Origin of the sequence: Paenibacillus sp. FSL H8-0317 (assembly GCF_045040685.1) — a bacterium.
Taxonomy (GTDB): Bacteria; Bacillota; Bacilli; order Paenibacillales; family Paenibacillaceae; genus Paenibacillus.
This window is the reverse complement of sequence record NZ_CP150294.1, coordinates 298,118-324,069: the sequence shown is the minus strand read 5'-3', so window position 1 is coordinate 324,069 and position 25,952 is coordinate 298,118. Positions and strand designations below refer to the sequence as shown.

The following is a 25,952-nucleotide window of genomic DNA, read 5'->3' as shown; positions in this document are numbered from 1 at the left end:
CATACGTTACGTCCTTGCACCAATTCCTCTGTTGCTCCCCTGTTATATCCCTCATTGAATCATCGCCAGATGCTCTGCAATCGGTCCAAGAGCAAGCGACGGGAAGAACGTAAGCGCGCCGACAACAACGATCATCATGACCAAGACGCCAGCAAATAAAGGCGTGTGTGTACGCAGCGTACCTGTAGTTACCGGTACAACCCGTTTCGTAGCGAGTGAACCCGCAATAGCCAGCATGGCGATCATCGAAACGTATCTTCCCAGCAGCATAACGATACCAATCGCGATGTTGTAAAAGTCTGTATTGGCATTTAGTCCGGCAAAAGCCGATCCGTTATTGGCCGCACCCGAGGCAAAAGCATAGAGAACCTCGGTCAGGCCATGCATGCCCCCGTTCGAGATGGACGCAACAGCTTCAGGCCGCATAAGCGCGAGTGCCGTTGGCGCAAGAATAATCAAAGGATGAATGAGCAACGCAATGGATGCGAGCTTTACCTCTTTCCCCTCGATTTTTTTGCCCAGAAACTCAGGTGTTCGTCCCACCATTAATCCACAGATAAACACAGCCAGAATCACATACAACAGTCCGTTGATTAGCCCTACTCCTTTGCCACCAAACACGTTATTGAGCATCATCTGAGCCAGTGATACCATACCTCCAAGTGGAGTGAGCGACTCGTGCATATTGTTGACCGAACCTGTTGTAGCCGCTGTCGTGACTGCCGTGAATAAAGCCGATTCGGGTATGCCGAATCTGACCTCTTTCCCCTCCATATTGCCTTGAAGACCCACTGCATCCAGCGCAGGTACACCGCGATATTCGGAGACAAATACAGTGGTCAACATCACAAGGAAAAGAAAACTCATTGCTGCGAACAATGCCCAACCCTGCTTCCGGTTATTGACCATCAAGCCGAAGGCGTATACCAGTGCAGTGGGTAACAGCATCATACAGACGATATGCACCAGATTGCTCAGGGCCGTCGGATTCTCGAATGGATGTGCAGCATTGGTTCCAAACCAGCCACCACCGTTGGTGCCAATGTGTTTGATCGACTCCAGTGAGGCGACCAGTCCACGTGAAATGGTCTGCTGTGCGCCTTCCAGCGTGGTTGCGTTCACCGCTCCCGCGAGCGTCTGAGGCACCCCCTGGAATACAAGGAACAAGGCTAAGATGAAGCTCAGCGGTAAAAAAATTCTCGTAATCGACCGTACAAGGTCAACGTAAAAGTTCCCCAGTTCATCCCGGCGGCCTACCAGCCCGCGAATGAATGCAATGGCTACTGCGAATCCTGTCGCTGCGGACGTAAACATCGGGAACGTCACGGCCAGCATCTGTGACAGATACGACAGGGCGTTCTCGCCCGTATAAGACTGCCAGTTCGTGTTGGTCATAAAGGATACCGCCGTATTAAATGCTTGCGCCGCTGGCATATTGCCGATCCCATCCGGGTTAAGTGGCAAATACTTTTGCAGCCGCAGCACCAGAAACATCAATACCAACATTACAAAGTTGGAGAGGAGAACCGCCGTAAGGTACTTTTTCCACCCCATGGATTCGTTCTCGCGTACTCCCATCACGCGATAGAGCAGTCGTTCCGGCCCGCCAAAAACCCGATCCAGCCCCGTTCGCTGTCCATCGAACACGTTCACTACATATTTCCCCACCGGTTTAACCAACAGCAGGATGATCAGTAGCGTCACTGCTACTTGCACTACACCGATACCCATATCCGCATTTCCTCCCTATTCGACGTTCCCTTGTTCCCGTATTACGCACATCGCCAGCATCAGAATTTCTCCGGCTTCACCAGCACATAACCGAGATAAATCACCAGTGCGAGCACAATCATGCCGATGACAATCATCTGGCTTCCCCCTCTCTACCCTCAAGCCTTCTCGCAGAATTTCAAGAATCCCCAAAATACCCCAAACAGCAGCACCACCAATCCAATCATCGTGGCATCATTTACCATGCGCCCTTCCTCCCTCTCTCTACCGTTCTCTGCACCTGCTACATGTAAAATCGTAATACGAAACGCTGTAAAAAAGGGGTAAAGAAATACCTCCACAGGTGTAAAAAAAGCGTAAAAAAGACCCGATCTCCTCAGCAATGGGCTGAAAAGAACGGGTCTATCATCATTTTTATACGGAGCACTCCATTACGTGTCAATCTATTACCTACCCGTCATTTCAAGAACTGCGTGTAGGCATTTCCCTAACATTTTGAATACTAGTTTGTGGCTTCTTCGTCATGTACTTGTTAAAAAAGTCGGTGTTTATTCCTGTCATATGATGAAAGAAGGAAGTTTCCGCTTTCCAATCCTCCTCAATCATATAACGAATATCCACAAGACCTTTATTGGAAAGCAGGTCAATAATGGTTTTAATTCGCATCGGCTTTTGAAGTGGAATCTCCCTGTCGAAAGGCTCCTTTTCCAGATATCCTCTTCGGTGCATCGCCGCATAGAAATTACGATGATCTTTAGCTTCCATCATTCCTAGATGTGCTGCTCTGTATCCCAGCACTTGTAGGGAAGTCTTCCATTTATTTTTCAAGTCAAGATATTGATCGGGATTCGTCTTATAAGTGATATCATTCATGTCCGATGAAAACTCTTCTTCTGGCAATAAAAATGCACCCGCAAACAGATTAGCTTCATTTTCAATCAATTTGTGTTCTTTTCGGTCCAGATTGACAAATTCAAGACGATAATGAAGCAACAAATGACCAAGCTCATGTGCAATATCGAAATTCCTACGAACCGCAGAACGTTTGATGTTGCCCAGTATGATAAACGGACGATCATTTCGTGTCCAAAGGCTGTACGCATCAATTTCTTCACCAATCGCTTTTTCAAAAACATATACACCACTTTTTTCGATCCGGAACATCAGGTTCTCATTCGTGGATGGCTCCATATTCAGCCGTTGTCTCGCAAGATGGGCAACATAATGGATCTGAGTCGTACGATCATCGTCTGTATGGTTCATATACTCAATTGCCTCTTCCCGCAATTGGATAATATTCAGTGTGGGAAGGCTGATCTGAGCGGTAATATAATTAATGAACGTGTCCAGATATTCTACATGCTTTGCTTCTGTCTGTGTCTTGGATATCACATTCATCACTTTCGAACGATAGGCAATGTTCATAACATCAATGTTGGCTGCGTTATTACGCTGTGTAAGCATATCTTTCGTATAAAAATACTTGCTTTTCACACTGAAAATGCGTTTCAACTCATTTACAATTGGCACCTTCGGAGAGGTATACGCATTTTCATATTGCCAGACTGCTTGTTCTGTCACACCTAATTGTTCGGAGAGCTGTTTTCTCGAATACCCATGCATGATCCGCAAATTGGTCAAATTTTCACCAACGAACATGCTGCTCCCTCCTTACTGAACGACACAGGGAATCACCCCCGCTGTTCTCCTTCCAAAATTTCAATATCATAAGCTGCCGGATCAACGATATCTTCCACATCAGGCGTAAGCGCCTCCCGTTCACTATCATCCAGTTCAGCACCAGAGATGAGGTCCGATAAATCTTCTATAAAATAAGCGATATTATCATGCGGATTAGGCAGATAATGCTGAACCTTCGAAATTTGGTATGCATCATCAATAGCATAAGTGAGTATATGAAACTCATTATATGTAGATGCAAGATGTTCAAGTTCTTCTTTCACACGGCTGACCTGACTCTCTGAGATTGGAAAAGAAAGTTGCTCAACCCTCTCCAACTCACCATGTTCATTACGGCGTGGTTGAATCAAAGAAAATTCCAGATCGTTATTAATCTTGGAGAGATCGTGTAAATAGGTACGGAAAGCACCTTTGTTGTCAACGCCCGCAGGTAGCTTGGCACTGGAAAAACTATTCTCATTAAAGTAGGCTGCGTTCTTTATCAGAAACAGAACTTTTGATTCTTCATGTGTGAACTGGAGATAATCCCATGTTAAACCTGCTTTGGATTTCTTGTGAGTGAATCCTTGTTCACCGCAATAATCTGCGATTTTGCTCTCAATAAAATTTCCCTTTGTCCAGGCAAAGGCTGAACTAATCTTCATGTTTCTCTTCCGATCTTTACGGTGATCAATATATTCGCGGTATCCTTCAACAATAGCATCAACAAGCATCTGACTATGTTCCGACTTGAACTTATATTGTTCCATATAGATCACTCCGATTCATAAATATGAAGACAAGTTATATTTTAATCGAAGTTCGTGTGCAAAGATATGATTTTTTTTGATATTTTTAAAGTAAACCTATCTCATACACTTCATCCAAATGGATTCTGTGCCCACTGCAGTAATCTCTTTTTTGTGATTTTGCCATGAGAGGTATGCTTGACGACTAGTCCCTGATCGAGCAGAAGTACCTGGGGTGACTCATGGTGAACCTCTGTCTCTTCCGCAATATGGCGGGACAACGAGCGATTTTCAATCACTTTGACGATGCGGTAATCCATAGGCTGTTTGGGATCTGATGCATGGGTGCCTACAAACGCCATAAACTCTCTGTACGCTCTCGCACTGGTCGGACAAGTTGTGCTGTGTTTCAGGATAAGGACCGGATGAGCCTGCGAGCGATGAAGTGCATCTTCCCAGTCATCCGTTTTGTGCAATTCACGGACATGTTCGCTGAGCATATGTTCCGAGTCTGACCCTGCACGTTTGCTAACCACCGAACCAATCACAATGCCAAGCGCCAAGCCAAAAGCAATCCCGAGTCCAAGCTGCTGCGTAGCCGTACCAATACTGACTCCCATAGCCATTCCTATAGCAAGCCATACGGCTTGATGATTTACTTTTTTCTTCATGCAGATCTTCCCTTCCTGAAATATGTATATCAAGGCAACCTTCCCACCCTATATTCTGATCAAATTATAGCATAGGCCTCTGTGAGCAGGCGTTGATAATCTTCATCTCCGAGTACAGATTTCAGCGTTTCGATTTATGCAAAATGCTCATTTGTGATACACTGGTTGTAATTTGGAAACGATGAACATGAAGAATGGATTGGAAGGGCGGAAATTCCATATGACATACGCATTTATGATTGAACCGCAGGATTTTATTGCGCTGGATAACGAAGACGAGCTGATTGAGAAATGTCAGGAGTGGGGCTTGCTTTCCGGTAAAGCAACCAAACTCAAAACGTTCTATTATAAAGGAAACGGATTAAACATGCCGTGTACCATCATTGGATATGTCGATCACATGGCAGCTGTTATTCAACTGGATAATGGACAAAAGCATTGTATTCACCCGTCTTATCTGAAGGAAATGCAAGCGTCCAGTTACAGCGCCAGAAGCATAAGTAATGCCGGGTCAGACCGAAGCGCAGAATCGGCAACTTCGGATACAGTCGCACCAGTCGCTGCTGATGTTACGCCAACTCCAGATGCCCTGGTAAACCCGGATGAAATGCCGGTGGATCTGGATGATTCGGACGATACGGACACAGATGAATTCTCCTCTGGGCTGAAGGGTGATCCGGATGGGTTAGTAGAAGAGTATGTTGGACCTCAGTCTGGGGCAGCCAGTGAAGCCAAACCCAAAGCCAAAACAGTGAGCAAAGCCAAGACCGTCAAGATTGATCTGCCCGAAGGTAAAGTGAAGATGAGTGCCGTTGTCAAAGAGTTCACCACCGTACCGAATCACTTCTCTGACAATGACGATGAAGTCATCATCTATGAAGCAGTTACCATTACGGAGCCAGACGTCATTGATGTTGGGGAAGCCTGGTCAAGCCACAGTGCCACGGTTAAGAAACAAGAACTGGAAGTAGGCGATGTCATTACGTTTGAAGCGAAAATTATCAAGAAGAAGCTGACACGTAACCCGGTTCCCTATAAAATCAACAATCCTTCCAAGATTCAGAAGGAAGATTAATCAAGGAAGATTAATCACGATTCATTACAAAAAAGCAAAAAAAACCTCCACAACTGCTCAAAGCAGACCGCGGAGGTTTTTGCCATTTGAAGTTTATATTAGCGAAGAGTACACTCTTAAGCTTGTCCCGGCGTAGCACTGATCTGAAACTGTACGCCAAACTTATCGACAACCGAACCGTAGGCTGGACTCCAGAACGTTTCTTGTATCGGCATTTTCACTTCGCCACCATCTTGCAGTTGGTTGAAAATCGCTTTGGCTTCTTCCGCCGTATCCGTGTTCACTGTAACCGTAATATGATTACCTACAGTGTGCGGCATGCCTGGAAACGTATCAGACAACATTAATACCGAGCTGCCAATCTGCAAAGAAGCATGCATAATACGGTCTTTCGCTTCTGGCGGGATCGGGTGATTCGGGTCAGATGGACCGTCGCCAAATGTTTGTAACGCCAGCACTTCGGCTCCAAATGCCTTTTGATAAAATTCTACCGCTTCACGTCCATTACCGTCTGTTACCAGATACACATTCAAGCTGATCGACATGCGTTCTTCATCTCCTTGGGCTCATGTAATTTATACGATTCACGCCACTTGCGACATGAGTATATATGAACAGGTTGTCCTTTGACAAGCGTATATTTCTACACTCATCTCTGCGGACCTTTACACGATTAGGGTTACCAACATATTCTTAATCCATCCCTCTCTCCACTACTTCTTGCGCCTGCGTATATAGTAGAGAACCGTGATCAAGACACCCGGAACCAGTGCTGCAAAACTGGCATAGATCAGACACCATTTCAACAGGGTACATATCGGAGTGAGTTCAGCAAGCACAGGTGTACGTTCAGGATAACGATACATGATCAGGGACGCACCTATATTTTCAAGCATGTCCATAGCCCAACCTAAGACCGGAATCAGATTCACCCAACGCCAGCGACTCTTTATCGGAAGCACGCGATAGAGTATCGATAACAGAACAACCAAGAGGGACAGATAGGCCAAGGGCCATATGAGGTCAAATGTGAACCGTGCCTGAATATAGGCGCTTCGCCCTGCTTCTCCATACTGCTCAGCCATCTGATAAAGATCATCCGCCGTGTACAGAAACGATGAATCCGGGGACTGCCCACCACCTGTGGCCTCCTCCGACTTTGCCGCCTGCCAGGGCAGAATGAATGCAATAAAACAGGCAAAAACAACAACCGCAGCTACAACCCATTTCCAATTCACCCGCTGATAGAACCAACCTGACACTTTATTCAGCACATTCTGTCCCCTTTCCGATAAAAAAAAGACCACTCTCCCGAATCCTATCGGTAAAATGGTTGTGTTCAATCCTATGAAATTATCGAGCTTGAACGATGTTATCTATTTCACTTTTCAATAAGAGGTATCGGTGAACACTTCTCATGATCGGGACCTTCGTTAGTTTGTTCTTGTCCACGTACAGTTTCATCTGGTCTTTGGTCAAACCAAGCAAACTTCCAGCTTCCGATACCGTCAACACTACCTCTGGGTTCGTAGCATTAAACGTCCTCTTTACTTTCTGATTCCAGTCCTCGAATACCTGCATAGATCAGTGACATCTCCTATCCATAGCCAGTTATTATCAGGCTGAATATATCCAGTATACCACACTTGTGCTGCTCGTAACTTAATCCTTGCGCAGAACCATATTCTGATAGGCATATTCCCTGCTTGACCCTGACGTTAACTCGAGGGTTTATACTGGCTTCAGGAGGGGATTAGCATGAGTATGTCACCTGAACATGTAACCAAGAAACGACGCAGCAGTGGAATAGCCATTATTGGAATGAGTTGGTTAACGATGACATTGGGTTTGTTTTTTGCTACACTCGCAGGGGAGCTTGTCGGCACTATTGGTGCTGCTGATTGGATGGTTCATCTCACCCAAGCTGTTGTCATTATTAGTATCGTCTTACCCGCACTGTTCATCATTCGAAGACACTTCCATATGAAGTCCATTCTTCTTCCTCTGACAGGAAAAAGCATAGTTCACTTGCTCTCTGGCGCATTATTTGCCACTTCTCTGGCCTTCATCGGGTTGGCGATAGCCAGTATGAACAACTGGATTACGATTACGGAGTGGCACTTCTCAGCTGAGTTCTTGCTTGCTGTCGTACTTAATAGTTGTATTGCTTTCTTGTATGAGGCTTTGCCAGAGGAACTATCCATGCGAGGCATGGTCTATGATGGATTACGCTTCAGACTGCGACTTCCTGTGTTTTTCGCTTATGTAACTCAAATCATACTCTTTCTGCTGGTTCCGATGAGTGTCAGCCTATTGCAAGAGCTCGTCGGTATGGATGCCGGAAGCCGGATAACCTTGGATTATATGATCTTGCTCTTGACCTATGGTATTACGTTACAGCTTCTGCGCAGTTTGACCGGATCTTTATGGGCCTCCATCGGATTTCATGTCGCTTACCTGGAAGTAGCCAGATTCGTTGTTATGCCAGGTGATAGACCCGCATTGTTAAACTATACCGCGCAAGATAACGGGTTGGCCGAAATATTTATTTTGTATATGATGATAATCTTCGTCGGTGGGATCATTCTGGCGGTGCTCAATGCATGGCGCTGGTGGAGAATACAGAAATCATGAGGGAGGGATCTGCCTGTTGTATACCGTTGGACAACTATCCAAACATACCGGAGTGTCCATCCGAACACTGCATTATTATGAGAAGCTGGGTTTACTGCGACCGGCCCGTAATGAGAACAATCAGTATCGCTTATATGGTGAAAAGGATATTTTACGGCTTCAGCAGATTACCATTCTGAAGAAAATGCATTTTAAATTGAATGAGATTGGAGAATTCCTCGATCAGGATGCTGCCCACTCTGCGCCGGAGAGTACCCTCACTTTATGGAATCATACGTTGGAACAACAAATGGCCGTTGTCAAGGAACAACAGGAGAGATTAAGCAAGGTCGAGCATCTTCTTTTTTCAACCATATATGCCATCAGAGCCTCCGGTAGAATCAACCTAGATGAGATGATGGGTTTCATCCGTGAACTGGATCAGCCTCCAGGCAGGTCCCGTCGAGATGTTTTTACACCTGAAGAAATGGAATCGTTACCTCTGAATAATCAGAACAATTCAATATCCATGGAATGGGCTGACATTCTTAAAGATGTTCATGCATGCAAGATGGAACCTCCGGATTCCGAAGCCTCTCGGTTACTGGCCATCCGAATCTCTGATTATGCTGAAAGGGCTTTTCAAGGGAATGCAGAATTGGCAGAAAAATATTGGGATTATATCGCCCCAGAGGATGATCAGTCAGCTCGTGTATATGGTATGACAACGGAAACCATGCGTTACATCGAAATGATCCTGGATCGATGGGCAGTCCAGAATCCTGATGATCAACAATAAGGGCCACTTCGAAAAGTGGCCCTTGATCCATTCCTTCTTTATGCTTCGTTACGCCTCTTCCCAGAAGCGACGCAGGTTGTCCATGGCGATTTTGGATGCGGACTTACATTCCTCCATGCCTTCGAACTCCACCGTAATGTGACCATCATAACCGAAGTCTTTGATCAGCTTTACAATTTTACGAATTGGAATGTCACCTTGTCCAACGATGGCCCCACGCAGGAAGTTGCCGTAGGCTGTGGTGAACCATTCACCCTCACCCGGATGCTCATCATAAGGACGGAAGTAGAAATCTTTGAAGTGGACCAGAGAAGCGTACGGCAGATTTTTCATGACACCGATAATCGGATTCTCATCCACGCACATGAAGTTGCCAATATCGAGTGTTGTTTTGAAGTTCGGACGATCTACAGCATGCAGAACACGCTGCACCCGATCACTCGCCTGTACACTGAAGCCGTGATTTTCAATGGTAGTGGTGATACCAAACTGCGCAGCATAATCCGCAATAATCTGGCTTCCCCGCACCATCAGCGGCAGATGTTCCTCGAACCAGGCAATGGTCATCTTCTCTTTCGGCAGGGTAAACGCCGTGACGTCATGACGCATATGTTTTACACCCATCCGGTGAACGACATCCACATGTCTTTTGACCCGAGCCATCTCTTCTGCAAACGCCTCTTCCGTCTCCTGCACGAAATTCGCTGGCATCGAGTAGTTGGACAGTTCAATACCCGCAGACGCTGCCCGTTCCCGAATCGCATCCGCTAGATCGTGATTATCCTCCACGGTATAACCGTAAGGAACCATCTCCATATGCTCGCCGCCGTTCGCCGCAATCCAGTCGATCACATCCAGCACCGTCATCTCACCCGAATTCAAATCGTTCAACAAACTATACGTGCTCAGGCCCACTTTCATCTGCTCAGCTCCCTATCGATATTGTTGGATAAATTGAACCGCCTTGCGAATGTCCTGCTCCGGCTGATGACCAACCTCACGTTCAATCGTCAGATAACCGGTGTATCCAATCTCCTGAAGCGCTGCAAAGTATCCGTCAAAATCAACGCCACCCTCGCCCAGAGGCACCTCACGGAAGAATGTTCCGGAAGAGACCATCTCGGCAATTTTATCGTGATCCATAGGGGCATAACCGACCGCTCCGTATACGTCTCGTGGGTCAACTTCCTTCAGCCGCACACCATCCTTCACATGGGTATGTACGATGTAATCCTTGAGCAGATGAACGCCCCGCGCCGGATCATCTCCGGTCACCATCACCATATTCGCCGGATCAAAATTCACCGATACTCCGTTGGTCGACAGCGTATCCAGGAATCCTTTTAAGTCAGCAGCCGTTTCCGGTCCTGTCTCAATGGCAAAGTACGCACCAACACTCTTGGCGTATTGGCCCAGTTCCTCACAAGCAGCATGCAGCGTAGCATAAACTTCCGATGAAGGGTCATGTGGAACAATGCCGATATGTGTTGTGACGATGTTGGTGCCCAGATCCAAAGCGAGATCCACGATCCGCTTCGACTTCTCCACTTTCCAAGGATTATCTTCCTTGACCTGAAACCCATGTCCTCCCAGATCACCGACCAATGCTGAAATGTCGAGACCCAGAGAATCGATATAACTCTTTAACTCTTTGCGAGCCGCAGGCGACAAATTTTCGGGGTCCATCTCTCCCTTGACGGCATAGATCTGCACACCTTCTGCACCTACGTCTTTGGCTTTGTTCAACCCTTCCCGTACACCTACGCCAAAGCTATCCACGATGACACCAATCTTATTCGTTAATTTCATGTCATACCTCCCGTGATTGAATGATTAACTCTACATTCTCATGTAAATGTAAGGTTCGACTCATTACTGATATCAACAAGTTTCACCGACTTGATCTCATACGGTTTAAAGGTCAGTTCGAATGTGCCGTTCGGACAAGCCAACGGATGGATCTCATCCTCCAGCAGATTAATGATGGACGCTTTGATTTCCTTTTCAGCCCACTGAACCTGCACCGTTTCCCGACCTCCTGATGATTCGTAGAAACGCAGCACCGTTCCCGAGCCGTCTTCCGCAGCCTTAATTGCATCCAGAATGACATGCTCACTGTGGAACTGAACCCAAGCGTGTTCAGCTGGCAAGTGACCCGAAGACGGATTCGCTGTCACAACCTCCACCGGATGATTCAGCTCCATCGCCCGGCGAACGACGGCAGCTTGTCGCCAATCTCCCTGGTGGGGCAGGATCGAATACGTGAATTCATGATCGCCTTGATCGGCATATTCATCCGGCCATTTCGGGGCACGAAGCAGGGACAGGCGGATCATCCGATCCTTGATGTCATACCCGTACTTGCAATCATTCAGCAAACTCACACCACTGTTGCTCTCCGAGATATCCGCCCAGCGATGCCCGCAGACCTCGAACTGCGCCTGCTCCCAGCTGGTGTTGTTATGAGTTGGACGCTCCAGCGCTCCAAACGGGATTTCATAGGCTGCTTTGGCTGCCACCAGATCCACCGGAAATGCCACCTTGAGCAGCTTATGGCTCTCATTCCAGTTCACTTTTGTATGGAAATCAACACGCCGCTGGTAACGATGCAAAATGATATCCTGACTGATCTCCGATTGATTCAGCTTCCAGACAAAACGCAGTACATCTCGCGTAGCCCCGTGCTGTACAACCTCTCTGGAGATCAACTGCACCGCACCTGCGCGCTGGGATTCAAATCGTGGATCGATATCCCAAGCATCCCAATACGTCGGTTTGTCATGGAAAAACTGCCACTCATTCGCCCGATCACCGGGCTTCAGCCAGTCGCGTCCTACCGTTTTGTCATACCATCGGGTAATCTCTCCCAAGTCATTGAACTCAAGCGTGTAAAATTCCGTTTCCCACGTGGAAGGGAAAAGTTCTTCTTCCCTTAATGGAAGGATAACATCCGGTGCCTCTCGTAGCCATATCGTTGTATACCCAAAAGCAGGAATCGACGGAACATGCACGAGCAGTGTATACTTGTCTTCCTTTTGTTCGAGATCACAGGCCAGACGGTTACCTTCACGATCGAATGCTGCCATCCTGGCGAGGTGAGCATCCCCTGTAATGGTGATATTTTCTCCGCGTTTCCAGCCGAGGCTGTTGAATATAATGTAAGGAAGACCATCGACTTCATCTGTTGCAATGTTCTCCGCAAGGGTATCCAGCGTTTCCCGCAGTGCGGATGTACCCAGTGCAAATACTTTCGTGTACTCCTCGGTGGACGTTACGTAAACTTCTGGAATCGACGTTCCCGGAATAATGTCATGGAATTGGTTGAGCATGATCAGCTTCCAGCCTTCATCCAGATCATTCTTCGTGTGTGCGGCGCAAGCTCCGGCAAATTGCCCCCAGATATCCGCTTCCCGGTACAATACCTCTGCCTTACGGTTGCTACGTTTGTTCCTTGCATGGGTCGTATAGGTTCCGCGATGCAGCTCCAGGTACAAGTCCCCGTGCCACTTTGGCAACGTCGGGTTATTTAACGATATATCTTCAAAAAAAGCCCCTGCTGTGCTGAATTTGCTGATCGGCTGTCCCACCATCAAGTGGGATCGCTCCGCAAACTCCACCATCTCATTCGTCACGCCGCCACCACCATCGCCATGTCCGTAAAGCAACATTTGCTCAGGGTGCACATCCTTTTGTTTATATGATTGCCAATGTTCATCCACATCTTTGGGACGCGTATGTTCATTCACCCCATGATTCAGATATGCCAGCACGGAAGTGCCATCTATGCCTACCCAGTCGAAGAGGTCATACGGAAACGCATTGGTATCATTCCAATTCAGCTTGGTGGTCATAAAATAAGGAATATTGGCGAGCTTCAGCATCTGCGGCAAGGAAGCACAGTAACCAAAGGTATCTGGCAGCCACTCAATGTTGGAGCGTTTGCCAAACTCCGCCTGGTAGAAGTTCTGCCCATACAGAATTTGCCGAACCAATGACTCACCACTCGGAATATTCAGATCCGGCTCCACCCACATGCCTCCAACCAACTCCCAGCGGCCTTCGGCAATACGGGCTTTAACTCGCTCGTACAACTCCGGGTAATGATCCTTCACGAAGGCATACAACTGCGGCTGGCTCTGGGAATACACAAAATCCGGGTACGTGTCCATCAAGGTACACATGGTCGAAAACGTGCGACTGGACTTGCGAACCGTCTCACGTACAGGCCACAGCCAGGCAATATCAATGTGGGATTGTCCAACCAGATGCATGAAGCCACTTCGATATTCCTCCGGGTCTTCCTGCTGTACCGACTGTGCTAACCCATATTCGAAGTTCTGTATCCAGGCTGCATCACTCCAGCGTTCCGGGTCATTGTACATGTCATCCATCACCTGATGAATGGCCTGAACAAGTGCCATCCGCTTGGGCTCCTTCTCGTTATATGCCCGGAGCGACTCGGCGAGTACCGTAACGCTGTACATCAGGCTCTGCAGTGGCTGATTAATATGAACCAATGCTGCCCGAATGCCCTGAATAGGCGGCTGAATAACAGCTTGTCGGTTGAGTGGATCATGCGGCTCTGGAATCGGATCATAGAGTTCAATCTCCAACTGCGGTGTATTGCCAACACGACTCCTCGGAAGGGGTACGAACCAGTGATTCCGATCCAGTCCATGATAAGGCATGCCATTCACCTTCAACAGCCCTTCTCCTCCGGCATCGAAGATCAGACCAATAGCCTGATCTTGCCATTCCGCCGGAATCTCCACACGTTTGCGCAGAAAATACGTCGTTCCGTGTACGCTGTTCAGCGGATTCAAGTTTTGCATGGCCTTGTTTGCCTGCTCATCTTTATTTTCATGTGCCTGCTCGTACTCGTATTCCCCTGGCCGAATGTATCTGGCCCTCTGCATCTCCCACACTGGAAGCTCGATCGTATCCAGCCATTGCCGCTGTTTCAGATCTTCGATGAATCGCTGAATTCGAATCATACCTCCACCCCCACCTTCTGGATCTGCAGACTGCAAGCGGTCCAATCTGTGGAATTACGGCCAACCATGAGCCTGAATTCACCCGGTTCTACGACAGACTGGAGACGGGAGTCGATCAGTGCGAGATGTTCTTTTTGCACAGGGAACGTAACGGTATGAGTCTGTCCTGGCTCCAGATGGATTTTACGAAAACCCTTAAGTGACATTTCAGCCCGGGTGACCGAAGCCGACATATCCGTGATGTACAACTGTACAACCTCGCTTCCCGATACCGCTCCGGTATTGGTGACTTCAACCATCACCTGCGCTTCATCTTCTGGCCCAATTACGTCTGGTATTACTCTTACATTCTCGTATTTGAATTCGGTGTAGCTCAGTCCATATCCAAACGGATACTGCGGCGCCAGATCCATCTCCAGATACCGCTTGCCACGAGTGCGTTTGGCATGATAATAGACCGGAAGTTGTCCAACATGCTTGGGAATGGAAACCGTAAGGCGACCCGATGGATTCACATCGCCAAACAAAATATCTGCAATCGCGTTACCGCCTTCCTGCCCGGGGTACCACGCTTCCACAATCGCATGGACATGCTCATCAATCCAAGGTTCAGCAATGGGGCGGCCGTTAATATACACGACGATAACGGGTTTCCCCAACTTATGTACCTCCTGTACCATCTCCAATTGAACACCCATGAGATTCAGGGAAGCCCGGTCAATGCCCTCACCACACTCCATGTCGTTCCATGGATCATCGGTCACCACTGAAGCACCTGTCCGCAAATCGATCGTACCTTCACCAAAATCGCGGGCGCTGGAACCACCCATCACCATCACGATGACATCCGCCTGTTCTGCACAGGCGAGCGCTTGTGCAAAGCCCTCTCTGGAATCGCCTTTAATCCGGCAGCCAGGTGCGTACAGCACCTGGCCCGAATCCGCGCCAAGCTTGCGCGTAATACCATCCAGTACGGTGACAATCTGTTCTCTCGGCTGTGGCGAGGTATAGTCCCCAAGCTGGTTATAGATATGGTTCGCGTTCGGACCAATAACAGCTAGCTTCGTACCTGTTTTGGCAAGCGGAAGGGTATCCCCCTCATTTTTCAGTAAAACAATCCCCTCTTGTGCAACTTCCCTCGCCAGCTGATTGTGGTCTTCACATCCGATAACCCGCTCTGCAAACTCTGGATCAACGAAAGGTTGTTCAAATAACCCAAGTCTGAATTTCATCTCCAGCACCCGCCACACAGCCAAGTCCAGATCCTTCTCTTCGATCAGTCCCTGCTCCAACGCCTGAGCGAGATGTTTGCGATACATGTACCCGGACATCTCCATGTCTACCCCTGCCTGAAGGGACTGTGCTACAGCCTGCTCCCCGTTCTCAGCGGTGTTATGTCCATGGACCAGCATCTGAATGGCACCAAAATCAGTAATCACAAACCCATCAAAACCCCACTGCTCACGCAGAAGGTTATTCAGCAGATACGTACTGGATGTGCAAGGTACGCCATCAATCTCGTTATAGGCGGTCATCACGGAGCAAGCCCCGGCTTCCACTGCTTTTTTGAACGGCAACAGATCTATTTCATGTAATTCACGTAATCCCATATGCACAGGTGCTGCATTACGCCCACCCTCCGAGCTGCCATAAGCCGCAAAATGCTTGAGTGTCGCGACAATCGTCTGGTTGGAATCGAGGCGATCACCCTGTAGTCCCTTCATCGCTTCTACTGCAAATTCACCGATTAGGTATGGATCTTCGGCAAAACATTCCTCCGTCCGTCCCCATCTCGGGTCACGTACGACATCAAGCACCGGGGAATACGTTGCCGCTCCCCCCTGGCTCCGGGTCTCCACAGCTATGGCTTCACACATCTTGCGGTATAACTCCATATTCCATGTGCTGCCCACCATTAACGGTACCGGAAAAACTGTTGCCCCGATCGCCATATGCCCGTGGGAACATTCTTCTCCGAACAAAATGGGAATGCCCAGCCGGGAATGCTCCATGGCATACTGCTGAATGACATTCGTGGCAACGGCTCCCTGCCGTGGAGTAAGCCCCGTTTCAAGTGTCACTTCCGTCCATGGATCGGCCCGAAGCACACCATACAGAGAACCAACACCGCCCTGTTCCATGTCCGCTTTGAACTCTTCCGTCACCTGTACTGTACCATCAGCTGCTTTATCATACGTCTTCCATCCCATCGGCTGAATGAGTTGTCCAATCTTCTCTTCCGTTGTCATCCGTCCGATCAGATCCTGAACCCGCTCCTGAATGGGAAGCGAAGCATCTTTATAGTCCATATGCACATTCTCCTTATGCGTTCGGAATTAGTTAGGCGGGTGCACTTACATCACATGGCTTTGCGGTAGTCACTTGGTGCCACACCCACCACGTTCTTGAAAGCCCGGTTGAAGGAATTATAGTTTGTGTATCCCACTTCCTCACTGATCTCCTGAATAGCCTTATCGGTCTCCTGCATGAGCAGCTTGGCTTTTTCGATACGATGACTAATGAGCAGATCCACAAACTTCTCCCCAATCTCATCCTTGAAAAGCTTGCTCAGATACTTCGGATTAATATCGAATAGATCACTAAGGTAGTTCAGTGACAGATCAGGATTGTTGTAATGCTCTTCGATGTATTTGCGAATCTCCAGAATATGTGATCTGTGTTTTCGGGAACAATGCAGCGTCTGCATCTGCAGCGCCAGTTCCCTGAACCCTTCCCAACACAGCTTACGCAGATCGTCTAACGTCTCCCAGCCTTCAAGCCTTGGGAGAAGTGGGGTGAATATAGCAGCCCATGACTCCTGATACTCCCGTGGAAGTTCGGCGAATTCCCGATTGTAATGTTGAAATAACAGTTGGATCGTATTCATAATCTCCTGCCGGGATAGAACGGACTCACTGATTTGTTCAAAGAGTCTTTCAAAATGCTTTTCCCAGACATCGTCCGATAAACGCATCGCCTGTACCAACAGTGAGATGGTTTTCAGGAACTCATACACATCATTGGTCGAATTCGGCACATCGCTACACGGAATGATACGATTTATCCCCAGTACAGCCTTGTACTCCAGCGCGTGCACGGCTTCTTTCAATGAAGCTCTCAGCCCCCGAATATCGACAGCAACCCGACCAACACCAATGGTCACGGTGAAGTTCAGATACTGATCGATTCTGTCCAGATAACCAGCAAGCAATCGATGTTCAGTCTCCTCAGCTTGTTCCATTTCCGGAATCCAGAGGATGGCGTACAGACGCTGATCGGAGATCCATTCAGCCCATACTTCCGTCCCTTCATGGCGTGCACTCTCTTGCAGAATACTGGATAACACAAATTTCAGGAGGGATTGGTCCTGATGATGATACTCCGTCACAAATGTATCATACCGATCCATTTCAATTACCATGACGGCCCAACGATGCTCCAGCTCAGGCAGTTTGAACTTCTTCATCTCCGCTGTCAGCTCCGTGCTCGTAAAGTCTCGTGTGCCCTCCAGCAACTCCTGAAAAAACATTTTTTTCTGCAAAATCAGATTCTCTTCATGCTCCTCCTGATATTGTCTCGTCTGATCAATCATGCGTTCCAGTGTTGTATGGATGAATCGGAACTCATTCTCCTTGCCATAGTTCAGTCCAGATTGTTTCTGTGAAGAGACGGTCTGAATTAACGTGACAATCTGCTGAATCGGCTTGTAATTTCTACGGGTCACATAGATCACCCACACCACACCGATCAACACAACCACTATCGCAAAGGCAAACCAGATATTATAAAATTGCAGAGTCCACTTGACGATTTTTCCATTGTTGAGACCTGTCTGCACCTTCCAACCACTATAACTCGACGTAAATTCGGAGAAGACTTCTCCCGACGTGGTTTTAGTAGAAGCTGCGACCCCTCCTGGCATGCTGCTATCCCACAGATTGCCGCCCGAACGGTTGAAGATGTTCACAAACGTAAATTCCGGATCATACATCTGCATAATGGATTTTCTCAGGGTACTCAGGTCCACATTTGTCACCACAAGTCCTTTGCCGTTTCCTACACTTCGCACAATCGTAATCACCTGCTCCGTCGCTTGTGAAGGAAAAGCCTTGAACGCTCGTGCTCCTGCCCACTTCTGTTCATCCCTTGACCGGCTATCTGCAATAAAGTCTGCATCCGGGAACTCTTCAATCGGAACAGCCTTCCCGTTACTGAAGACCGTGCCATCCCCGTATCGAACGAGATAAATCGAATCAATCAGCGGATACTCTATTTTCAATTCATCAACCACCTGGACCGCCTGAATGCCGGCATACACATCTTCGCTGCCAGATACCGAGAAATAATTCTTCAAGTTAGGGTTGGTCAAAATCTCACGCAGTACCTTGAAATCAATGGAACGCAAGGAGTTGTCCAGATATTGCGTTACCTGTGATGCTAGGAATTCATTGGCCTTGAGTGCTTCCCTACGGTTCTGTTCATTGAATACCTGGAAGAAAATAAAAAATAGAATGGTCGTCACAATAAAGAAAACAGGCAGATACGATAACAGCAAACGCCTAAACCAATTGTTGTTCATCTCCGAGATCCCCCCACCGTTACTGTTCATGCTGAATGACGACAAACACCTGTGCTGATCGCTAATTTCCCATAAATATTCAGTACATTATATCGGATGACGTGGGGTTGTCATAGGAGAAGACCGTCCCGGTCACGGGTGACAGACGGGACAGCCTCTATATTGAATCCTTCTATTATTGATTTTTCTCAATGGCACGCTGGTAGATCTCAAGGTAATTACTCAGTCCGAGACCATCAAAGCCTTTGACATACGAATCCCATTCCTTATCAATGCTCTTGCTGCCAATAATGAACTGTGCCATATTCGTCTGCACATAATCCTTAATGGCTGTAGTCAGTTGTGCTGCTGATTCGGTATCCTCTGGACGAATAAATACGTTCGCAGGGTATACTTCTTTGGGTGCATAAGGTTCATACACATTGGTAGCTTGAGCCAGACGTGTACCATAACCCTCTGCCTCTAAAGGGTTCTGTCCTTCGGCAAACAGATTACGGAACGTGTTGGACAAGTCATGGGCTCCGATCTGTGACCAACTCTCGTTCACAACAACGTTTGGATCACGCTCAGGCAGGTTGTAGTAGCTGTATTTGGCCGGCTCGCCATTGATGTTTTTCTCATCGGCATCTGCCTTCTTCCAGCCCTTGCCTTCGGTTGGGCCATACTCCGCGTACAGCGCACCTTCCTCACTGAACATGTAGTCTACAATTTTGATGGCGGCAATTTGTTGTGCTTCTGTCGCTTTGTTGGTGATGGCAAACTCAAACTCACCTACGCTCTGTGTAGCGCCTGTCGTATGCACTCCATCTGGTCCTTTCAATGGAGGAACGATCTCCCAGTGTTGGTGACGGGTGATGTCTTTGTCATAAGTATTCACGAGATAACTGACCAGCGCTGTTGTAATGGAGCCGACCACTTCGTCGCCTTCCTTGTTCCCCAGCTGTCCTATCGCCTGATCGTTCTGTGTAAAGGAAGCCGGGTCAATCAGGCCATCTGCATAGAGCTTGTTCATGTACTCCAGCCCTTTCTTCCAGCCTTCCTGATTGGCGGCAAAACTCACCTTGCCATCGTTCACGATCAGGTATTTGTCGTTATCATTGTATATAAAACTATTCATCAGGTAGGCATCAATGTTGCCATTCCATACATACTTGTTCGGTGCGCCTGTAAGTGGAATCTCGTCCGCTTTCCCGTTACCGTTTGGATCTTGTGTCTTAAACGCCTTCAGAACGGTATACAGTTCATCAGTTGTGGTTGGCATTTTCAGGCCCAAATTATCAAGCCACTCCGTGTTGATCCAGTATTTCTGTGCATACGTACAGTGGTAACATTCATTGAAGATAGGCAGCGCATAAATGTTGCCGTCCGGTGCCGTGATGGCTTCTTTGAAGTAAGGTTTCTCTTCCATAATCTTGGTCAGATTCGGACCATACTTCTGAATTAGATCTTGTAGCGGAAGGAACACGCCCTGTTTTCCATAGGTTTGAAGGTCTGAGGTGGTGAACTTGCCGTGAAGAAATACTTCCGGATAATCACCACTAGCCAGCAGCAATTGTCTGCGATCCTGCAAAGCGTCTGTTGGGGCCAGATCCCATTTTAGGGTAACGTCGAACTTGTCTTCGATAAATTGGGTGAATTCATTCTCTTCCATGGACGCTTTGCCTTGCGGAGCAAAGAGGGTCATGGTTACAGGACCACCGCTCTCCCCGCTACCGTCGCTACTTCCACCCGATTCCTCGGATGAACTGCATGCGGACAACAAAGCCATCGAAGCAAAGACCAGAAACAACATCGAAATCCAAGATTTTCTCAATCTGACTCCTCCTTTTTGTTCATAACGGCAAATTATTGACTTGTACTGCACGTGTATAAAATCGCTCCCGGAAGCCGGCGTGTTCCTTCCACCTCCTTTCAAAAGGCAACCGGGCTTAACTCACTAGGATTAACCTTTGAGGGAACCAACCATGACCCCTTTCACAAAATGCTTCTGTACAAATGGATACATGATCAGAATTGGAATGCTCGCGACAACAATCAGTGCATATTTCAACACCTGCTCGAACCCTTGGTCCCGCATCTGTTGGCTGGTATTGGCAAGCATCGCCGGATCAGCCGCGTTCAGGATAAGCAGATTGCGAAGCACGTATTGCAAAGGGAACAACTTCTCGGAACGCAGGTAGATCAGTGCATCAAAGTACGCATTCCAGTGACCTACGGCATACATCAGTGTCATGACCGCTAGAATAGGCTTCGATAAGGGAAGAACCACGCTGATCAGATACCGAATATCCCGGCAACCGTCCATTTCCGCGGCCTCGCCAAGCTCTTCCGGGATGGAAGATTGGAAGAAAGTCCTTGCCACGATGACTTGGAACACCGCGAGCGCCCCGGGCAGCCACATCGCCCAGCGTGTATCGAGCAGGTGCAAGTCCTTCATCAAGAGGTAGGTGGGAATCAGACCACCATCAAAAAACATCGTAATCATCATGAAAATAATGATGGCCCCTCGTCCATAGAACGATTTGCGTGACAAAGGATATGCCAGCATGACGGTCAGCACTACGTTAATGAACGTACCCACCACGGTGTAAATGATCGTGTTATAGAAACCGAGCATAAGCTGTTGGCTTTTGAAAATGGAGATGTACGCCTTGATGTTAAAGTCTACCGGGAACAGCCACACCTGACCGGATGTCACGGCTCGTGAAGAGCTAAACGAAGAACTGATGATATACAAAAGCGGGTAAAACACCGTTAGCAGTATGGCGAACAGAAAGATGTAGTTGAATGTCATGAAAATGCGGTCACCGAGCGGGTCCTTGATCCGGTTACGATTAATCAGGTTGAACATGGATAAGCTCCTCCTTTACCACAAGCTGTTCTGGGAAACTTTGCGCGATATGCCGTTGACGATAACCAGCAGGATCAGGTTGATAATGGAGTTGAAGAACCCTACTGCCGAGGAGAAACTGAAATTCGCTCCGATCAGACCCACCTTGTACACATACGTGGAGATGACCTCCGAAGCGCTTGTGTTGAGCGGATTCTGCATCAGGTATATTTTCTCAAAGCCCACGCCCATAATGCTGCCCAGACTCAGAATCAGCATGATAACGGTGACTGGAACGAGCGATGGGAGGTCGATGTGCCATATTTTACGAAGCCTTGATGCGCCGTCCATCTTTGCTGCTTCATAGAGAGATGGATCAACACCAGCAAGGGCGGCAATGTATATGATTGATGAATATCCCATGCCCTGCCATACTCCGGACCAGACATAGATCGATTTGAAGTATTCCGGGATGCCCATGAAGTTGGTCATCGGGAAGCCGAGCAGTGTGAACAGCTTGTCTACTACGCCCACATGCGGGGAGAGCATTAGAATGATAATGGATACCATAACAACCGTGGAGATAAAATGCGGAGCGTAGGTGACCATCTGCACGGTCTTCTTGAAGTAACCCGTTCGAATCTCATTCAGCGCCAGCGCCAGCAAGATGGGAATAGGGAAACCGGCGATTAAGGAATAAAAGCTGATACCTATCGTGTTTTTGATTAAAAGCCAGAAGTTTGGAGATTGGAAGAAGGCCTCAAAGTGTTTGAATCCGACCCACGGGCTTCCCCAGATTCCTTTGACTACACTGAAGTCCTTGAAGGCGATCTGGACACCCACCATAGGGATGTACTTGAAGATCAACAGATACAACACCGGGGGCAACACGAGCAGGTAGAGCTCCCAGTGTTTCTTGAGGCTTTTGATGAATGGATGCTGCCGCTTGGGCTCCACATGTTTCCTCTGTTGGAGTTCCATCTTGGCGGGTATGCTTTCCGTAGCTCGACTCATATGCGTCACTCCTTCTACACCTCAAGTGTAATAATACATTACATTTACATCCCTTAAACATCCTTTTTTCTGTTCTTAGTTCCTTGTTCAACATAGATGATGTAAACATTCATATCAGGTAGCGCTTTCTTGATTTGATAGTACATCGCCCGATAAACTTTTATCAATTTGCAATTTTCTCCGACTTCTCTTTATTCCACAAACCCTTGTGTGACAAGCGATTGCGAGCCGTTTCTATTGGGAATTGTGTCCCTTATGTATGAATATAAAAATCCCGGAGGTGGTTATATCTCCCCCGGAATTGACATGGCGTTCTATGCGCTTGTGACTAGCCTGAACGTATGTGTGATGGGTGTACCACTGGTTGCAGCGGATTGGGACAGTTCCACGAGAAGTCCGTCTTCCGTCTGCCGATACGAAAGTACGTCATCGCTACCGACAAGTTCGATCCGCTCTACCTTTTCCAGATAAGGAATGACCAACTGTGGTTGTACGGTCTCATTCTCGTTTCGGTATATACGGAAGGCATATACGGTGTTGATCTCTTCTTTCTGTGTGAAAGCCCAATCTTTCGTAAAATATGGCCCGCAGATCCGGGTTCCATAGACGCCTTCTCCATGAGTACCCAACCATTCACCGAGGCCCTTGATGCCTCGAATTGCCCCTTTTGGCAGACGCCCATCGGGTTGTGGTCCTACATTCAGCGCCAGGTTACCACCTTTGGATACAACTTCGAGTAGAATATGTGCCAGCTGTCTTCCCGTTTTATACTGATCATCGAATCCGAAGGCAAAGGAGTTCCCCACGGTAATACAGCTCTCCCATGGAATGTTCATCGGATGTTCCGGTATGGTCTGCTCGGGGGTAACGATATTCTCATACGGCCCACCCACGGTGCGATCTGCAGACAGAAGCCAAGGTTGTGTGGTCTGACGCGCCCGTTCCACGACTTCTCCCAGCCTGATATCCTGACCATGACGACCTTCGCGCACCCATCCAGCATCCAGCCACAGACATTCGATTCGCCCGTAATTCGTCAGCAGCTCCATGATCTGCTCATGTGTGAACTCCACGAATTTCTCCCACAGCCACGGATACTTATGGGGATCATACGACGGGCCGCGCCACATATGACGTCCACGCTCCATGCCCGGTGCCCAGTAATAAGGGGTATGCCAGTCCGCTTTGGAGAAGTACGCTGAGATACCCAGTCCTTTGGCCCGAAAAGCGTCAAACAGCGCTCGACAGATGTCCGCATACTTATGGGTATGAAAAGGCGTGTCCTTGCCCGTAATCCGGTAATCCGTCGTCTTGGTATCCCACATGCAGAAACCGTCATGGTGCTTGGTGGTGAACAGGAAGTATTTAAACCCGCTATCTGCCGCCATCTGTGCCCATTCCTCGGGCTGGAAACGAATCGGATTGAAAGTTTTGTTCAGATCGAAATATTCCCGCTTGAAGTCTTCCATGTCATCCGTCCAGTCGATGTCATCGCGCGACCAATCGCCATCCTCGTCGCTCAGCGCCCAAGACTCTACGAGACCAAGCTGGGAATACGGCCCCCAGTGCATCATCAACCCCAGCTTCTGATCCTTGAACCACTCCAGCCGCTCATTCAGCAGCGGATCTTCCGGTTTGATCCATTCATCCTCTTTGCTAAAATTGTGCACGCCGGCTTCCACGATCTGTTCTTCCTGCTCCAGTACGGTTTCTTTGGTTTCGCTCATCCTGTTTCATCTCCTTAGGATTTCATTGTCAAACGCTGAACACATAGGTTTACACTCGGCCACTGCGCGGTCAGAATAATCTTCCGATCGCTGTTACCCCCAGATTTTATGATTATTTCCCTGGAGGGAAAATCCGGGGATAAAGGCGAGCGCTTCGCTTCTTCAGATTTCTTCTGCCCTCTCCGTTATCGTGTAAACGTTTAATTCAACTAAGAAGGACATCTAAATCCTGTCATTTTTAGTGTGGTAGGATCTTCCGAAACTTTTAGCTATGCTGCTTCGGATTGGTTCTGTACCTTCCGTTTTGGCGTAAACGGTTCGTGTAACTATTCGGGGACGTAGTCAATATCTCCGTATTGCAATGCTCCTTTTACAGCATGATTTCGCGGCCTTGGCGTGCTGATTCGTAGATGGCGCAGAGCATCTTCATTACCTCGACGCCGTCTTCGACTGGGCTAAGTGTTTCTTTGCGTCCCTGCGTGCTGTCGATAAAATGGTTAATTTCATTGCGGAATGATCCCATAAAGTCGAAAGATTTGAAATCTACCTGCGGCGTCATGTTCAAAATAGTATTGAATTTCTCACCGATGATCGAAATCTCCGGCTCCAACTCGGCACCGCCTTTGTCGCCATATAGTTTGACCGAGGTCTCATCCGCTTTGGCATGAAGTGTAAAGCTGACATCCACGAGCAGGCTAGCGCCGTTCTCAAAACGAATCAGGGCATTCGCCATGTCTTCAACAGTGTTCTGATTTGCATCATAGTCCGCTGCTTTGTAGAACGACAGATTGTTAATGTTCGAGCGGTTCCCCAACCGGTTAGAGACGTTAGCGGAGACGGACTTTACCTTCGGTCTGCCCATCAGATACCAGCAGATATCGATCACATGCACCCCGATATCGATCAGCGGGCCGCCGCCGGAGCGGTTGATATCCGAGAACCAGCCACCCGGATTGCCCAGACGACGCAGACTGGAGGCTTTGGCATAATAGATCTCGCCCAGTTCACCCTCGTCGATAAACTTCTTCAGAATCTGTGCATTGTCGCTATAGCGGCGAACAAAACCGACCTGCAGCAGCTTTCCGCTGCGATGAACGGCCTTCTCTACTTCGAGCGCATCCTCCACCGTTTGGCAGAGTGGTTTCTCACATAATACGTTTTTGCCCGCGTCGAGAGCAGCAATGCTAATCTCGGCATGCGAGTCGTTCCATGTGCAGATGCTGACGGAATGAATCTCAGGCAGGGCGAGCAATTTCTTGTAATCGGTAAACACGTGAGGGGCATTATATTGCTTCGCCACTTCTGCGGCACGTTCTGCATTCAGGTCACAGATAGCGTATATTTCAACGTCCGGGTTACTGGCATAGGCTTGCAAATGGCAATCGGATATGGATCCGGCACCGATAACGGCGACTTTCAATTTGGACATAGTGCTGATTCCTCCATCGTTTTCATATGAATTGACTCAGGAAATTATAATATTCGGCTTA

21 protein-coding genes are annotated in these 25,952 nt (G+C 48.1%); 3 read left to right on the top strand and 18 right to left on the bottom strand.

Features of this window, described 5'->3' with window-relative positions; all coding sequences use genetic code 11:
- Positions 1–51 precede the first annotated feature (51 nt).
- The 5 genes from kdpA to ytxJ form a co-directional block, all read right to left on the bottom strand.
- Positions 52–1,731, bottom strand: a complete 1,680-nt coding sequence (gene kdpA / locus MHB43_RS01620) for a potassium-transporting ATPase subunit KdpA (protein ID WP_405131195.1) — start codon at positions 1,729–1,731, stop codon at positions 52–54.
- 59 nt (positions 1,732–1,790) lie between these two features.
- Complete coding sequence (locus MHB43_RS01615; protein ID WP_353884092.1) at positions 1,791–1,853, bottom strand: potassium-transporting ATPase subunit F; 63 nt, start codon at positions 1,851–1,853, stop codon at positions 1,791–1,793.
- A 340-nt stretch (positions 1,854–2,193) separates the two neighbouring features.
- Complete coding sequence (locus MHB43_RS01610) at positions 2,194–3,390, bottom strand: XRE family transcriptional regulator (RefSeq protein WP_339181220.1); 1,197 nt, start codon at positions 3,388–3,390, stop codon at positions 2,194–2,196.
- 32 nt (positions 3,391–3,422) lie between these two features.
- Entirely contained in the window at positions 3,423–4,181 is a 759-nt protein-coding gene (locus MHB43_RS01605; RefSeq protein ID WP_405131194.1) for a hypothetical protein, read from the bottom strand.
- 110 nt (positions 4,182–4,291) lie between these two features.
- Entirely contained in the window at positions 4,292–4,831 is a 540-nt protein-coding gene (gene ytxJ, locus MHB43_RS01600) for a bacillithiol system redox-active protein YtxJ (RefSeq protein ID WP_339181218.1), read from the bottom strand.
- A 220-nt stretch (positions 4,832–5,051) separates the two neighbouring features.
- On the opposite strand from ytxJ, the gene MHB43_RS01595 reads away from it, so the two are divergent.
- Positions 5,052–5,906, top strand: a complete 855-nt coding sequence (locus MHB43_RS01595; RefSeq protein WP_405131193.1) for a hypothetical protein — start codon at positions 5,052–5,054, stop codon at positions 5,904–5,906.
- Positions 5,907–6,022: 116 nt separating this feature from the next.
- On the opposite strand, the gene MHB43_RS01590 is transcribed toward MHB43_RS01595, so the two are convergent.
- The 3 genes from MHB43_RS01590 to MHB43_RS01580 all read right to left on the bottom strand — a co-directional run bounded on the left by MHB43_RS01590 (position 6,023) and on the right by MHB43_RS01580 (position 7,487).
- On the bottom strand, positions 6,023–6,451 hold the full coding sequence (locus tag MHB43_RS01590) for a VOC family protein (protein WP_221822277.1): 429 nt from the start codon (positions 6,449–6,451) through the stop codon (positions 6,023–6,025).
- A 168-nt stretch (positions 6,452–6,619) separates the two neighbouring features.
- Positions 6,620–7,180 carry a hypothetical protein gene (locus MHB43_RS01585; protein ID WP_339181214.1) on the bottom strand — a complete coding sequence of 187 codons (561 nt, stop codon included), beginning with the start codon at positions 7,178–7,180 and terminating at the stop codon, positions 6,620–6,622.
- Positions 7,181–7,259: 79 nt separating this feature from the next.
- Positions 7,260–7,487 carry a hypothetical protein gene (locus tag MHB43_RS01580; protein WP_017691180.1) on the bottom strand — a complete coding sequence of 76 codons (228 nt, stop codon included), beginning with the start codon at positions 7,485–7,487 and terminating at the stop codon, positions 7,260–7,262.
- A gap of 177 nt (positions 7,488–7,664) precedes the next feature.
- On the opposite strand from MHB43_RS01580, the gene MHB43_RS01575 reads away from it, so the two are divergent.
- Together MHB43_RS01575 and MHB43_RS01570 are read left to right on the top strand one after the other, a co-directional pair.
- On the top strand, positions 7,665–8,540 hold the full coding sequence (locus MHB43_RS01575) for a type II CAAX prenyl endopeptidase Rce1 family protein (protein ID WP_339181212.1): 876 nt from the start codon (positions 7,665–7,667) through the stop codon (positions 8,538–8,540).
- 16 nt (positions 8,541–8,556) lie between these two features.
- Positions 8,557–9,318: a MerR family transcriptional regulator gene (locus tag MHB43_RS01570; RefSeq protein ID WP_405131192.1), complete on the top strand. Its 762-nt coding sequence runs from the start codon at positions 8,557–8,559 to the stop codon at positions 9,316–9,318.
- 48 nt (positions 9,319–9,366) lie between these two features.
- Here the strand turns inward: MHB43_RS01570 and MHB43_RS01565 are convergent, their stop codons facing one another.
- From MHB43_RS01565 to MHB43_RS01520, 10 genes are all read right to left on the bottom strand, one after another.
- Positions 9,367–10,239, bottom strand: coding sequence for a sugar phosphate isomerase/epimerase (locus MHB43_RS01565; protein ID WP_221822285.1), 873 nt, complete (start codon positions 10,237–10,239; stop codon positions 9,367–9,369).
- Between the two features lie 12 nt (positions 10,240–10,251).
- On the bottom strand, positions 10,252–11,127 hold the full coding sequence (locus MHB43_RS01560) for a sugar phosphate isomerase/epimerase (RefSeq protein ID WP_036674684.1): 876 nt from the start codon (positions 11,125–11,127) through the stop codon (positions 10,252–10,254).
- A gap of 38 nt (positions 11,128–11,165) precedes the next feature.
- Positions 11,166–14,312 carry an alpha-mannosidase gene (locus MHB43_RS01555; protein ID WP_405131191.1) on the bottom strand — a complete coding sequence of 1,049 codons (3,147 nt, stop codon included), beginning with the start codon at positions 14,310–14,312 and terminating at the stop codon, positions 11,166–11,168.
- Positions 14,309–16,621, bottom strand: a complete 2,313-nt coding sequence (locus MHB43_RS01550) for a glycoside hydrolase family 3 N-terminal domain-containing protein (protein WP_221822291.1) — start codon at positions 16,619–16,621, stop codon at positions 14,309–14,311. Before MHB43_RS01550 ends, MHB43_RS01555 begins: the two co-directional genes overlap by 4 nt.
- A 50-nt stretch (positions 16,622–16,671) precedes the next feature.
- On the bottom strand, positions 16,672–18,891 hold the full coding sequence (locus tag MHB43_RS01545; protein ID WP_221822292.1) for a helix-turn-helix domain-containing protein: 2,220 nt from the start codon (positions 18,889–18,891) through the stop codon (positions 16,672–16,674).
- Between the two features lie 175 nt (positions 18,892–19,066).
- Positions 19,067–20,704 (bottom strand): extracellular solute-binding protein, encoded by a 1,638-nt coding sequence (locus tag MHB43_RS01540; protein ID WP_221822293.1) that lies wholly within the window; start codon positions 20,702–20,704, stop codon positions 19,067–19,069.
- A 129-nt stretch (positions 20,705–20,833) separates the two neighbouring features.
- Complete coding sequence (locus MHB43_RS01535; RefSeq protein ID WP_017691189.1) at positions 20,834–21,742, bottom strand: carbohydrate ABC transporter permease; 909 nt, start codon at positions 21,740–21,742, stop codon at positions 20,834–20,836.
- Positions 21,743–21,757: 15 nt separating this feature from the next.
- Positions 21,758–22,735 (bottom strand): sugar ABC transporter permease, encoded by a 978-nt coding sequence (locus MHB43_RS01530; protein WP_074093076.1) that lies wholly within the window; start codon positions 22,733–22,735, stop codon positions 21,758–21,760.
- Between the two features lie 314 nt (positions 22,736–23,049).
- Positions 23,050–24,462 (bottom strand): alpha-L-fucosidase, encoded by a 1,413-nt coding sequence (locus MHB43_RS01525; protein ID WP_339181203.1) that lies wholly within the window; start codon positions 24,460–24,462, stop codon positions 23,050–23,052.
- Between the two features lie 370 nt (positions 24,463–24,832).
- Positions 24,833–25,891, bottom strand: a complete 1,059-nt coding sequence (locus MHB43_RS01520) for a Gfo/Idh/MocA family oxidoreductase (protein WP_339181202.1) — start codon at positions 25,889–25,891, stop codon at positions 24,833–24,835.
- Between the last annotated feature and the right edge of the window lie 61 nt (positions 25,892–25,952).